Here is a 12,431-nt window from a genome sequence, read left to right as displayed (position 1 = left end):
TTCCGCCAATAGAGGTGTCGGAACTATTTTTAAGCATTTATTTTAAATACAAATTATTCCAATAATAACGATTGTTGATCGAATGCGGGCCTGGAGCTATGACTCTCGCAGCAATTCTGTCCTGCCGGCCGCCGCATATACAAGGATTTTGCTTATGGTCTGCCAAGCAGCAGCTACCAGGCCTTTGGAATCTGGATGGCTCTCTTGCCGTTGGTTATCATTGGAAACATCCATTTTATTTTAATAGGCGAGGAGTTTCGACATGAATGTGACACAATCAACGGCTTGGGGGCTGCCAGCTTACGGCCGCTTGCTCAAGCTGGCAGCCGCCGCAAGTTTTATTGCAGCTGCGGTAGCGTGTATGCTGGTATTCGCCGGCAAGGCTTCGGCCCACGGCTACATTTCATCGCCGGCGAGCCGGACGCTGCTGTGCCAGCAAGGGGCGAATAAAAATTGCGGAGCGATCCAATATGAACCGCAAAGCGTAGAAGGCGTTGGCCATTTCCCGGAATCGGGACCGGCTGACGGACAGATCGCCGGCGCGGGAAAATACGCGGAATTGGATGCTCAAACGGCTGACCGCTGGAAGAAAGTCGATTTGCAAGGCGGCGTTAATACGTTTACTTGGACGTTCACAGCTAATCATGCGACGGAAGGGTGGAAGTATTACATTACAAAGAAGGGCTGGGACCCGAATAAGCCGCTTACCCGCGACCAGCTGGAGACAAAACCTTTCTGTACGGTAGACGGCGGGAATGTGAAGCCGGCGATGACGGTGACCCATACCTGCAATGTGCCGACAGACCGCACCGGCTACTATATCATCTTGGGAGTATGGGAGATTGGGGACACCGGTAATGCCTTTTACCAGGCGATTGATGTGAATTTGACGCAAGGCGGGACGGCAACGCCGGACCCGGAACCCGATCCTGTCGTGCTCCCGGACTTTCCGTCCAGTGTCTGGTGCTCCGGCCATTCGGAGAACAGCATAACCATGTCATGGGCAGCATCAACGGCTTCGGCCGGCATTAACAATTATGAAATAAGCCGGGACGGCAAGGTAGTCGGTACTTCAACCGGAACGAGCTATACCGATACTGGTTTGCAAGCAGGTTCAACTTATTCGTATACCATTACCGCCGTGGACCGTAAGGGCAATCGTTCGGCGGCCAGTGCGCCGGTAACGACAAGCACCTTGCCGGCAGCAGCTCCTGCTCCGGATACGGCTGCACCGTCCCGACCAGCCGGATTAACCGCAAGCAATGTGACGGAAACGGCTGTAAGCCTTAAATGGACGGCTTCCACAGATCATGCCGGTGTCCAAAAATACGAAGTTTACCGCGACGGCAAACTGATTGGATCCACCGCTTCAACCGGCTATTCGGACAGCGGGCTAAGCGCCTCCACATCTTATGTCTATACGGTCATTGCGCTTGATGCGGCAGCGAACCGTTCCGATTCAAGCGCGCCGCTTACGGTAACGACAAAAGCGGCTGCACCGCCCGCAGGAACAACAGGAACGTGGGATGGCACCCGTATTTATTTGGCAGGCGACACGGTCACATATAACGGCATCGCCTATAAAGCCGGCTGGTGGACGCAAGGCGAACGTCCGGATATATCCGACGTTTGGACACCTGTCTCCTCCAGCGCCGTTCAAGCCTGGAACAGCTCCAAGGCATACAACGGCGGCGACAAAGTCATCTACCAGGGACATACCTATGCAGCCAAATGGTGGACCAAAGGTGAAATTCCGGGCCAAGCCGGTGTCTGGACGCTAATCGGTTAAAATGGTGATATAACAAAAAAAGGAACCTCCGTCTCTAGCGGGGTTCCTTTTTGCTACAGCCGCCCGAAATGATAACAGGAACAATATACGGAATGCCGTTCTACAAGCTGTAAACTTATGTATAATGGAAACGTAATCAATTCCGGGACAAGCTGCACACCCGGTTAGGATGTGACAGGAATGATCGAAGTAGCGGCGGCTATTATTGAAGACGGAGATGGCCGGCTTCTGATTGCCCGGAGGAAGCAGGGGAAATCGCAGGAGGGCTTGTGGGAATTTCCGGGCGGCAAGCTCGAACCGGGCGAAACGGCTGAAAGCTGCCTTGTACGGGAGCTGCAGGAGGAAATGAGCATTCGAATCCGCCCTTACGTTTATTTTGGCGTTAATGAGCATCGTTATGAGGCGGCCGCGATTCGCCTGATTGCTTACAAAGCGGTATATGGAGGCGGCGATATGAAGCTGGCTGACCATGACGACTGCCGCTGGATTACACGCGGGGAGCTGGGTTTGTTTCATTTTGCCCCGGCGGATGTGCCGTTCGTAGAGAAGCTGAAGCTGGAGCCGGAGCTGCAGCAGCAATTGGAATCGGACAAGCAGTAAAGACAAGCAGCAGTTTTTCTTGAAAAAATCAGACAGGATGGTGGAACTGCAATGTTGAACAAGCTTCCAAACCCGCATCATATGGATCAGCGCCATGTCATCAGCATACTGGAAACAGTGGATACCGCTACAGGCGAACGCCAGACGCTTGCCGAGTTTGACAGCCTGATTGAAGCGCCTAATTGGACTAAGGACGGGAAACGGCTTATTTTTAACAGCGGCGGGTTGCTGTATTCGTTTGATCTTGCTTCGGGGACGTATGCGGCTATCGATTCGGGGTATGCCGATCACTGCAATAATGACCATGTTTTATCGCCGGATCAGGCGCGTGTCGCCGTCAGCCATCATACGAAAGAGGACGGACAGTCGCGTATATATATTGTGCCGCTTGAAGGCGGAGCGCCGCAGCTCATCACGCCTATGGCGCCAAGCTATTTGCACGGCTGGTCGCCGGACGGCAAGACGCTGGCTTACTGCGCGGAGCGGAAAGGGCAATACGATATTTATACGATTCCGGCTGCGGGCGGCGTGGAGACGCAGCTGACCCATACGCAAGGGCTGGATGACGGTCCGGAATTTTCGCCGGACGGCCGCCATATTTGGTTTAACTCGACGCGGAGCGGGCTGATGCAGGTATGGCGCATGAATGCGGACGGCAGCGAGCAGTCGCAAATGACGTTTGACGAAAGCAACGCCTGGTTTCCTCATGTATCGCCGGACGGTGAGACGGTAGCCTATCTCGTGTATAAAAAAGGCGATGTGTCGCCAAACGATCACCCTGCCAACAAGCAGGTCGAGATCCGTCTTATGCCCAGCTCCGGCGGCGGTTACCGGACGCTTGTGCAGCTGTTTGGCGGACAAGGGACGATTAACGTCAACTCCTGGTCGCCGGACAGCCGGAAGCTTGCTTTTGTGAGCTACCGGCTGAAGGAACAGGCGGATCTTGAATAGAGCCGGTTTTCTCTGAAAAGCCCGCTTAAACGCCCTGCTGATGCGATCGTTGCAATCGCATCAGCAGTAGGGCTTGCGGCCGTCAGGCTGTTCATCCGCTTAGGCGTTGACCCGCATAAGCGGAACCGATTACCGCTTCAACAAATCCTCGCGCAATGGCGTAAAAACATCCAGCAATACCGAAGCTTCCAGCGCTGTGACGCCATGCTTCGCGCCGCCTGGAATAGAGATCGTTTCGCCTGCAGCGATAATGGTTTCGACGCCGTCGATGCGGAATGCGATTTTTCCTTTGATGCAATAGCTCATCTGCTCATGCGGATGGCTGTGCTCGTACCCTTCCGCTCCAGGTTCGAAATGGACCTCCATCATCATCAACTGTTCCCCGGGCTGCTTGATGCAGCGCTTCACGCCGGGTTCGGCATTTTCCCATACGCCGATATTGCTCATTCCCGTTCACTCCTTCATGTCAGATCATGATTCAAGCCAAGCTGAACCCTACACGGCCAGTGTAGCGCATTTTCCCCGGGAGCGGCAGTCCCGGCTTCGAATAATCTGAAAAAACCGCAATAAGTCCTAACATTACCCAAACACGGCTTTGGTACCTCTTTCACTACAATAAATAAGCATGCCGACTGCCTGACCAACCGCAGGGAGAGGATTCATGAAAATGCTTAAGAAGCTTGCGACGGCTGCCGGCAGCTTTTCACGAGACAGTTGCGCTTATTGCCGCCATGATTAAGGTCGTCCATGTGGCGAATTGGCACCGGGCGTGTTATAGTGGACACGAAATCTATTAGGATGGAGATCGTATCCGATGAAAGAGCATAACCGTTCCTCCAAAGGAACTGACATACAAAGCAAACAGGCCGGGGATTCCCGCGAGCGGGCGCCCCGGGCGTCCAAGGCGCAGGAGCCTTCCCGCACGAATGCGCCACAAGCATTCAGAACGCAGGAGGGCTTCAAGTCTGCAAACGGCAAGAAACCGTACGGTCGCGAGACGGCAGGCACCCCTGCTTCTGGCAGCAAGAAGCGGTTTGACCGCGAAACGGTACATGACGCGCCATCCGGCGGTAAAAAACCATATGCGCGCGAAACAGCAAGCGGCGAGCCATCCGGCAAGCATTCCGGCTCGGCGGGAAGCGCGCGCTCTTCCGGTACGCAGCCGCCGCGCTCTTCTATTGAACAGCGTCCGTCCGGTAAACAAGGACAGCGCAGTTCTGCTGACAGACGCCCGTCCGGGCGTATCTCCGGTGCGCAGCCGCCGCAGCATTTATCGGCAGCGGCTGCAGAGAGAGGTTCTTCCTCGTCTTCTTCGCGGCGGCCGTCTTCTGCCGCTGCGGCCGGCAGTGCGGAAGAGCTGCACATCGGCGACCGCATTGTCGTGACGGTTAAGCGGATTGGCATTAACGGCGAAGGCGTAGGCTACTACAAGCGCAAAGCGGTTTTTATAAAAGGAGCGCTGCCGGACGAAGTGGTGAAAGCGGCGGTCACCAAAGTGAACCCGGGTTTCTTGGAGGCTGACATCGTGGAGCTGGAGAAAAAGTCGCCCGACCGACGCAAGCCGCCTTGCGATGTATACGATGTGTGCGGGGGATGCCAGCTGCAGCATATGAGTTACGAAGCGCAGCTGCGCGCGAAGGAAGAAATCGTACGCGAATCGTTCCAGCGTTACGCCGGCATGCAGCAGCTGCCGATGCGTCCAATCATTGGAATGGACGATCCTTGGTCGTACCGCAACAAAGCCCAGCTGCAAGCCGGCAAAGAAGGGCAAAAGATCATTACGGGCCTGTACGCGGCGGACTCTCACCGCCTGATTGATATAAGCGGCTGCTTGGTTCAGGATCCCGTCATCAACAAAGTGATGGACGAGGTCAAAGCAGTTTTAGCTGACATGCAGATTCCGATTTATAATGAAAAAACGGGCGAAGGCACGGTGCGGACGATCGTTGCGCGTGTTGCTCAAACTACGGGCAGGGTCCAACTGACGTTTGTAACGGCAGCCGACCGATTGCCGGACGCCCGTCTGCTTGTAAAGCGGGTGCGCGAGCGGCTGCCGATGGTGGTCACCGTGGCACAAAATATTCATAAAGGCAAGTCGTCCGTTATTTTTGGCGACAAGACGGTACTGCTGTGGGGGAAAGAGCGGCTGGACGAGCAGATGGGCAACGTTAAATTTGCGTTGTCGCCAAGAGCATTCTTCCAATTGAATCCGGAGCAGACGGTCAAGCTTTACAATGTCGTGCAGGAAGCCGCATCGCTCAAAGGCAACGAGCTGGTTGTCGACGCGTATTGCGGCACGGGCACAATCGGCTTATGGCTTGCCCCTCATGCGGGTGAAGTCCGCGGCATCGAACTGATCCCGGAAGCGGTGCACGATGCGCGGGATAACGCCCGCACGAGCGGCGTGGACAACGCCCGCTTTTATGAGGGGCGTGCCGAGCAAGTGCTGCCGGAATGGGTGCAAACCGGCGTGCGCCCCGACGTCGTGGTCGTTGACCCGCCCCGCACAGGCTGCGAACTGCCGCTGCTGCAAGCAATTGTAAAAGCGCAGCCGTCCAAGCTTGTGTACGTGTCCTGCAATCCGTCCACGCTTGCCAAGGACGTCAAGGTGCTGACTGAGGGCGGCTACCGGCTAGAGTGGGTGCAGCCGGTGGATATGTTCCCGCAGACAAGCCATGTGGAGTCGGTCATATTGATGATTCGAAAATGAGATGTGGCAAGTTCGCATTGCACATCTCATTCGGCGTTTTTGCTTTCGTCATGATAGTGATCATTGCACTGTCATGACGAATAGAATTATATGCATTATGAGGATGTTATGGTAACTATTTACAATAGTTGGTTTGCAATTTATAATATATCCAAGTGAGGTTAAGGGGATATCAAAAATGAACTGTTTTATATCTGTGTTAACAAAATCCTATAACCATCATCATAGTTAGGCGTTTGTATTACGGAATTTTTCCGTAGGTACAAACGCTTATTGGCGTTATACCTACGGACTTGAAGCATGAGAGTCATGTAGGTATTTTTTATCCTACGTGGCTCTTTTTGTTTATAAAAAAATGGAGGTAGAAAGAGATGCAAAATTCAAGCATTATATTCGAGGTTCCAGAACAGAATGAATTACTTACAGAGCGGTTCAAAACACATAAAACGCTATTCAACAGAGAGGTGCTTAATGGAGTGTTATCAATTTTCGATGAGGTGGCCGATAAAGGCGATGAAGGAATCAGAAGTTTGACAACGAAGTATGATGAAGTTGATTTGAATGAGCTGGTTCTTTCAAATGATTATGTTGAAGGATGCATATCTTCGCTGTCGCCAACATTACGATCAGCTTTAGAACAAGCAATTAGAAATGTGCGAGATGTTAATTTAGCTATGTTACCGCAAACGTGGGAAAAGCAAATTAGACCTGGAACAGTAATCGGTGAACAGGTGGTTCCCCTAGATTCAGTAGGCATATGGATACCAGCAAGGAAAGGACCCTTAATTTCTACTGCAATAATGCTGGTTGTAGCGGCAAAAACAGCAGGTGTTAAGAAAATCGTTGTGGGTATGCCCCCATTACAAAATGGACTTGGAGACCAAGGAACGGTAGCGGCGGCAAAGCTTGCTGGAGCGGATCAATTTGTGATCGGCAACGGAGTATCAATAATTGCTGGATTTGCACAAGGGACCAATTCCATTCCAGAAGTTGATGGGATTTATGGACCAGGACCAGGTGGAATTGCAGCGGCAATGAGTGTAGCAATGACATTTGGTAAAAAGAGTGTGTTAGGCATCGGTCCAACCGAATGTGTAATCTTCGCAGATGAAACTGCCGATCCGTTAAAAATCGCTTATGATTTAATCAATGAAGGGGAGCATGGTCCCGATTCTTCTTCTATTTTTGTCACAACTTCTATAAACCTTGCCCGTAAAGTAGAAACTTTCCTTTGGAAATGTATTGGCGAGGTCGAAGAAAAACGGAGACAATACTTAAAAAGTGTTTTTGGTTCTAAGGGTAAGGGGGCAGTCGTTGTTGCATCAAATATTGACGAAGCTTTTGATTTTATTAATTGGTTTGCACCAGAACATTTGATGATTGTTTGTGATAAAGAAACTGAGAATCGTGCTTTAACCAATATAAACAACGCAGGTGAAATTCTAATCGGCGAATACACACCTTTTTCGGCGGCTAACTACGGGATAGGAATAACAGCAGTATTGCCGACTAATCATTTTGCAAGAGCCTTTTCAGGCGTGACATCTAAGGATATGGTAAAGTATTCAACGATCGGAAGACTGAATAAGGATGCTTTGCAGGAAATATATCCGATAATTAAAGAGATGGGGAATTACGAACGATTGCCTTGTCACGTAAAAGCGGCTGATATAAGGTTGCTGGAATAAGTGAATACAGCTTGTCTGCTATAGACAAACACTGTGTTCATCTTGCCGAAATACTCTGATTCAGAAAATGTCCAAGAGAAAAATTTTTCCCCAAGAGATTTTGAAAGAATGCTTATATGACAGCAACGAGGATATAAGAAAGTTTGCTGCGCGAAAACTAAGCAAATAAATCGAGTTTTTTGGATCACGCATCGTGTACATTTACTTCCGGATTAGGTCAAACAGATTGAAAAGCGATCCAGCAATGAAATGCGGCAGTTTCGTTCCGCATAAATGATTTCAAAAGTCCGTAAGCCCAAGCAGACATGCTGCCTGGGCTTTTTGCTTCTCTAATTCTGTATGTTTAAAGGCTGCGCGGGCTTCCTCGTTAATGTATCGCTGGCAGCACCGAATCAAACGTAGCGGTTTACCGGGAACGGAAGGCCAAGATGCTCCCTTAAGGTAGTGCCTTCGTATTCCGTACGGAACAAGCCCCGCTTTTGTAAGATCGGGACGACATGATCGACGAAATCTTCCAATCCGTCCGGCAACGAAGGCGCCATCAGCATAAAGCCGTCTGCGGCGCGGTGCCGGAACCAATGCTCTAACGTATCGGCAATCTTCTCCGGGGTGCCGACCAGATGATCGCCGCTGAACGATCCGGTGAGCAGGGAGTATACTTCGCGAAGCGTCGGATTTATCCGGGAAATAATCGGCTGATGTTTCAAGTAATCGGTTTTGGTCATCGGGAGGCGGTCTAGTCCGGCATCTTTGGCCCGGTCGTCCAAGGAAAAGCCGCTAAGGTCGGCGAAGCCGTGAAAATAATCGGACAAAAAGCCGATGCCGGTTTCTTCGGGAATAAGCGACTCCAGCTGGTTTCTCTTCTCTCTCGCTTCTTCATCCGTAGAGCCGATAATGGGCGAGATGCCTTGTAAAATATAGACCTGCTCCGGGTTTCGTCCGGCGGCAGCCACTTTATTTTTGAAGGCGTCATAGTAAGCCTTTGCATCGTCGAAATCGTATTTGATCGAGAAGATAACCTCTCCAACCCGGGATGAGAGTTCCTGGCCGGAATCGGAGACGCCGGCTTGAACGAGTACGGGGCGTCCTTGGGGGGAGCGGGCGATATTCAAAGGGCCTTCTACCGAGAAAAACTCCCCCTTGTGCTGGAGCCGATGAAGCTTGCTGCGATCGAAGAACACGCCGCTTTCCTTGTCGTAAATAAAAGCGTCGTCCTCCCAGCTGTCCCACAGTCCAAGTACCACTTCCAGAAACTCAGTCGCCCTCCGGTAGCGAAATCCATGCTCAAGGTGCTCTTCGGCGCCGAAATTTCTCGCAGTGTTGCCTGATAGATCACGGGTTGTGACAATGTTCCAGCCGGCCCGGCCTTTGCTAATATGATCGACGGACATGAGCAGCCGGGCAAGGTTGAAGGGCTCGATGTAGGAGGTAGACGCCGTGGCAACAATGCCGATTCGCTCTGTAGCGCCTGCCATCGCAGCGATCAGGGTGATCGGTTCATAGCGGTTGAGAATGTTCGGGTGAGAGACTTCATTAATTGCTAGACTGTCCGCTAGAAAAGCGATATCGAATTTACCTTTCTCGGCTGTTCTTGCAAGCTTTTTGTAGTAGTCGATGTCAATGCTGGCGCCGGGGAGCGCCTGCGGCAGCCTCCACGAGGCGACGTGCATGCCGGTTCCGACCAAATAAGCCGATAGTTTCATTTGGCGTGTTGCAGTACGCATAAGAAACCTCCCAAATACAAGTAATATTATGCGAATAGTATAATTAATAAGTTTCCTTTTGGAAAGATATTGACACTTTGTGGGAAATGAATTAAATTTGTAAAAGCACATCGGAATAATGTGAATTAAATATAAAGTCATGTAGTTGACCAGACGTCTGGAAACTAAGTACCCGTCCTTCGATAAAGGGCGGCAGGCTTAGTTTTTTTTATTTGCATGTGGAGGTGACGACTTGATTCGCGTGGAGCAACTGAGCAAAAGCTATCAGACGACAAAAGGAAGCATTCTGGCGCTGGACCGCATTGATCTGCAGGTACCCAAAGGGGAAATTTTTGGTGTTATCGGCGTTAGCGGTGCCGGCAAATCCACGCTGATTCGGTGCATGAACCGGCTGGAAGAGCCGGATTCAGGGCGTATCTGGATTGGAGGCGACGATATTACGCAATTGAAAGGCCGCAGCCTTCGGAAGGCTCGGCAGAAGATTGGCATGATCTTTCAGCACTTTAATTTGTTAGACGGTAAAACCGTATACCAGAATGTCGCGTTTCCGCTCGTGGTCGCCGGCCATCCAAGGGAGAAGATTCGGCAGCGTGTCCGTGAGATTCTGGATTTGGTTAAGCTGTCCGACAAGGAAGGGGCATACCCGGCACAGCTTAGCGGGGGGCAAAAGCAAAGGGTGGGGATTGCCCGCGCGCTTGCGAATGATCCGGATGTGCTTCTAAGCGATGAAGCGACTTCGGCTCTCGATCCCGAGACGACTTATTCCATTCTGGAGCTGCTAAAGGATATTAATCGCCAGTTAAAGCTGACGATCGTGCTTATTACGCACGAATTGGAAGTGCTCCAGCATATATGCGATAGCATGGCTGTTATCGAGAATGGGCGCATTGTTGAAACCGGTCCAGTTGAAAAACTGTTCTTGAATCCGGAGAGCGATACCGCGCGGAGGTTCGTAGGCGTTCTGGAGCAGTATCGGACGCGGCGCGGCTTCATAGAAGGATTGGGGGAGGGCATATGAGGAACGATCTGTTCGACCTTCTATGGAAAGCTCTTCGCGAGACGCTTTATATGGTGGCCTGGTCCTCCTTCTTTGCTCTTCTATTAGGATTGACGCTTGGCATTTTGCTTGTTGTAACCGACAAAGGGCATGTCCTGCAGTCGGTGAAAATCAACAAGACAATTAGCTTCTTCATTAATGTTATCCGATCGATTCCGTTTATTATCCTGATCGTGCTGCTGCTCCCTTTAGCGCGTCTGATCGTTGGAACATCGCTTGGCCCAACCGCAGCTATCGTTGCGCTATCCATTGGCGCAGCCCCTTTCCTAGGGCGAATAGTCGAAAATTCGCTGAAGGAAGTAAGCGCGGGGAAGATTGAAGCGGCCATCTCGATTGGCGCTTCGCCCGTAACGATTATTTTCCGGGTTCTCATTCCCGAAGCGCTGCCAACGCTTGTTCGAGGCGTAACAATTGCCATCATCGGGATTACCGAATTAACGGCGGTTGCCGGAGCTATTGGGGCCGGCGGGCTGGGAAGTTTAGCGATCCGATTCGGTTATCAGCGATTCCGGGAGGATATCATGTTCGCCACGGTCCTGGTTATCATTCTTCTGATTCAAGCGATTCAGTGGACCGGCGACGGAATAGCGAAGTCCGTTCACAACAAGCGTTATAAGCTGGAATGATTTTGGTTTGTCTACACAAAGGTGATTTTTAGGTTTCCATCTCTATCACATATAAAAAGAAAGCGGGAGAGAAAATGTCTAAGAAAAAAATGGTAGTTGCTGTTGCGTTGCTGTTTGTCGTGAGCTTGATTGCCGCAGCTTGCGGTTCGAATAACAATAACAACGGGTCTTCCGGCAATGCTTCTTCGCAAGCTTCGGCCGAACCAAGCGCGGGCGACAGCCCGTCTCCGTCCGCTTCCGAGCCGGTTAAAGAAGTCACGTTAAAAGTCGGAGCAGCAGCCGTGCCGCATGCCGAAATTTTGGAATTTATTAAGCCGAAGCTTAAAGAGGAAGGCATTAATCTGGAGATTAAAGTGCTCGACGATGAAGGGCAGCTGAATCCGGCTTTGCAGGAGAAGCAGATTGATGCCAACTACTTCCAGCATGTTCCTTATCTGGACTCCGTCAAAGACGAGAAGGGCTACGACTTTGTCGTGACGACGAAAGTGCATGTAGAGCCGATCGGCTTCTATTCGAATAAGCTCAAATCGAAGGATGAGATTAAGGAAGGAGCTACGATCGGCATTCCGAACAATCCATCCAATGAATATCGCGCGCTTGTTCTCCTGCAGCAGCAAGGGCTGATCAAGCTCAAAGACGGGCTGACGAATTATGAAGCAACACCGAAGGATATCGTCGACAATCCGAAAAAGCTGAAATTCATCGAAGCCGATTCCGCGACATTGCCAAGATCGCTGCCGGATCTGGACGGAGCGATCATTAACACAAACCTGGTTCTGGAAGCTAAAATCGACCCGAAAAGCGCCTTGTTCAGGGAAGACGCAAACTCGCCTTACGCGAACGTTATTGTGGTGAGAAAAGGGGACGAGAACCGGGATGAGATTAAGAAGCTGGATGCCGCGTTAACAACACCGGAAGTGAAAAAGTTTATTGAAGATAAATACGGTGTAGCGGTTGTTCCGGCGTTCTAAACTTACTTTGAGCAGCATGCTTTTCAGCCGAAACGGCCCTATTCAAGTTAAGTAAAGAAGAAAAGTGTAAAAAGCGCATGAAGCGGCGATCGTTTCCCGGAATATACCGGGGAGAGGTCGCCGCTTGTTTTTTCAAGGTGTATGCAGAGGCAGTCATCTTCGGGTCACGCTTAGAACGGGATAAGGAAGGGCGGGCTTGCTGCTTTATAGCAATAAATCGTTGATTCATGCCTCAAAATTGATATGAAATATGTGCGCAATCACGATACGATAGATTGGATGCGCAAAATACATTGGCGCGGCGAATAGAAGGAG

10 protein-coding genes are annotated in these 12,431 nt (G+C 51.0%); 8 read left to right on the top strand and 2 right to left on the bottom strand.

What is annotated here, in order from left to right; genetic code table 11:
- Positions 1-262: 262 nt before the first annotated feature.
- The 3 genes from ET464_RS11910 (at position 263) to ET464_RS11900 (ending at position 3,340) form a co-directional block, all read left to right on the top strand.
- The gene (locus tag ET464_RS11910) at positions 263-1,789 is read left to right on the top strand and encodes a lytic polysaccharide monooxygenase (RefSeq protein WP_129441154.1); all 1,527 of its coding nucleotides are present in this window, start codon (positions 263-265) and stop codon (positions 1,787-1,789) included.
- A gap of 180 nt (positions 1,790-1,969) precedes the next feature.
- The gene (locus tag ET464_RS11905) at positions 1,970-2,389 is read left to right on the top strand and encodes a (deoxy)nucleoside triphosphate pyrophosphohydrolase (protein WP_129441152.1); all 420 of its coding nucleotides are present in this window, start codon (positions 1,970-1,972) and stop codon (positions 2,387-2,389) included.
- Positions 2,390-2,440: 51 nt separating this feature from the next.
- Positions 2,441-3,340, top strand: a complete 900-nt coding sequence (locus tag ET464_RS11900; RefSeq protein ID WP_129441146.1) for a TolB family protein — start codon at positions 2,441-2,443, stop codon at positions 3,338-3,340.
- Between the two features lie 129 nt (positions 3,341-3,469).
- On the opposite strand, the gene ET464_RS11895 is transcribed toward ET464_RS11900, so the two are convergent.
- Positions 3,470-3,787, bottom strand: a complete 318-nt coding sequence (locus ET464_RS11895) for a cupin domain-containing protein (protein ID WP_129441144.1) — start codon at positions 3,785-3,787, stop codon at positions 3,470-3,472.
- A 367-nt stretch (positions 3,788-4,154) separates the two neighbouring features.
- Between ET464_RS11895 and rlmD the strand changes: the two genes are divergently transcribed.
- Positions 4,155-6,050 (top strand): 23S rRNA (uracil(1939)-C(5))-methyltransferase RlmD, encoded by a 1,896-nt coding sequence (gene rlmD / locus ET464_RS11890; RefSeq protein ID WP_129441143.1) that lies wholly within the window; start codon positions 4,155-4,157, stop codon positions 6,048-6,050.
- A gap of 371 nt (positions 6,051-6,421) precedes the next feature.
- Positions 6,422-7,738 carry a histidinol dehydrogenase gene (gene hisD, locus ET464_RS11885; protein ID WP_129441141.1) on the top strand — a complete coding sequence of 439 codons (1,317 nt, stop codon included), beginning with the start codon at positions 6,422-6,424 and terminating at the stop codon, positions 7,736-7,738.
- Between the two features lie 392 nt (positions 7,739-8,130).
- Here the strand turns inward: hisD and ET464_RS11880 are convergent, their stop codons facing one another.
- On the bottom strand, positions 8,131-9,462 hold the full coding sequence (locus ET464_RS11880) for an LLM class flavin-dependent oxidoreductase (RefSeq protein WP_129441139.1): 1,332 nt from the start codon (positions 9,460-9,462) through the stop codon (positions 8,131-8,133).
- Between the two features lie 232 nt (positions 9,463-9,694).
- Here ET464_RS11880 and ET464_RS11875 point away from each other — a divergent pair, with 232 nt between their 5' ends.
- From ET464_RS11875 to ET464_RS11865, 3 genes are all read left to right on the top strand, one after another.
- The gene (locus tag ET464_RS11875; protein ID WP_129441137.1) at positions 9,695-10,480 is read left to right on the top strand and encodes a methionine ABC transporter ATP-binding protein; all 786 of its coding nucleotides are present in this window, start codon (positions 9,695-9,697) and stop codon (positions 10,478-10,480) included.
- Positions 10,477-11,145, top strand: coding sequence for a methionine ABC transporter permease (locus tag ET464_RS11870; protein WP_129441135.1), 669 nt, complete (start codon positions 10,477-10,479; stop codon positions 11,143-11,145). The genes ET464_RS11875 and ET464_RS11870 overlap by 4 nt, the downstream gene beginning before the upstream one ends.
- A gap of 74 nt (positions 11,146-11,219) precedes the next feature.
- A complete protein-coding gene (locus tag ET464_RS11865) occupies positions 11,220-12,116 on the top strand; it encodes a MetQ/NlpA family ABC transporter substrate-binding protein (protein ID WP_129441133.1) in 897 nt (298 codons plus the stop codon).
- Positions 12,117-12,431 lie beyond the last annotated feature (315 nt).

The sequence above is a fragment of the Paenibacillus protaetiae genome (assembly GCF_004135365.1).
In the GTDB taxonomy this organism is placed as follows: Bacteria; Bacillota; Bacilli; order Paenibacillales; family Paenibacillaceae; genus Paenibacillus_AP; species Paenibacillus_AP protaetiae.
Note: the sequence above shows the minus strand (reverse complement) of the source record. Positions and strands in the feature narration are given on the sequence as shown.

Bases quoted from the DNA above. Each gene is read 5' to 3' on its own strand.
- ET464_RS11905 (WP_129441152.1), top strand. From the start codon at position 1,970: ATGATCGAAGTAGCGGCGGCTATTATTGAAGACGGAGATGGCCGGCTT.
- ET464_RS11900 (WP_129441146.1), top strand. From the start codon at position 2,441: ATGTTGAACAAGCTTCCAAACCCGCATCATATGGATCAGCGCCATGTC.
- ET464_RS11865 (WP_129441133.1), top strand. From the start codon at position 11,220: ATGTCTAAGAAAAAAATGGTAGTTGCTGTTGCGTTGCTGTTTGTCGTG.
- hisD (WP_129441141.1), top strand. From the start codon at position 6,422: ATGCAAAATTCAAGCATTATATTCGAGGTTCCAGAACAGAATGAATTA.
- ET464_RS11895 (WP_129441144.1), bottom strand. From the start codon at position 3,787: ATGAGCAATATCGGCGTATGGGAAAATGCCGAACCCGGCGTGAAGCGC.
- rlmD (WP_129441143.1), top strand. From the start codon at position 4,155: ATGAAAGAGCATAACCGTTCCTCCAAAGGAACTGACATACAAAGCAAA.
- ET464_RS11880 (WP_129441139.1), bottom strand. From the start codon at position 9,462: ATGCGTACTGCAACACGCCAAATGAAACTATCGGCTTATTTGGTCGGA.
- ET464_RS11870 (WP_129441135.1), top strand. From the start codon at position 10,477: ATGAGGAACGATCTGTTCGACCTTCTATGGAAAGCTCTTCGCGAGACG.
- ET464_RS11910 (WP_129441154.1), top strand. From the start codon at position 263: ATGAATGTGACACAATCAACGGCTTGGGGGCTGCCAGCTTACGGCCGC.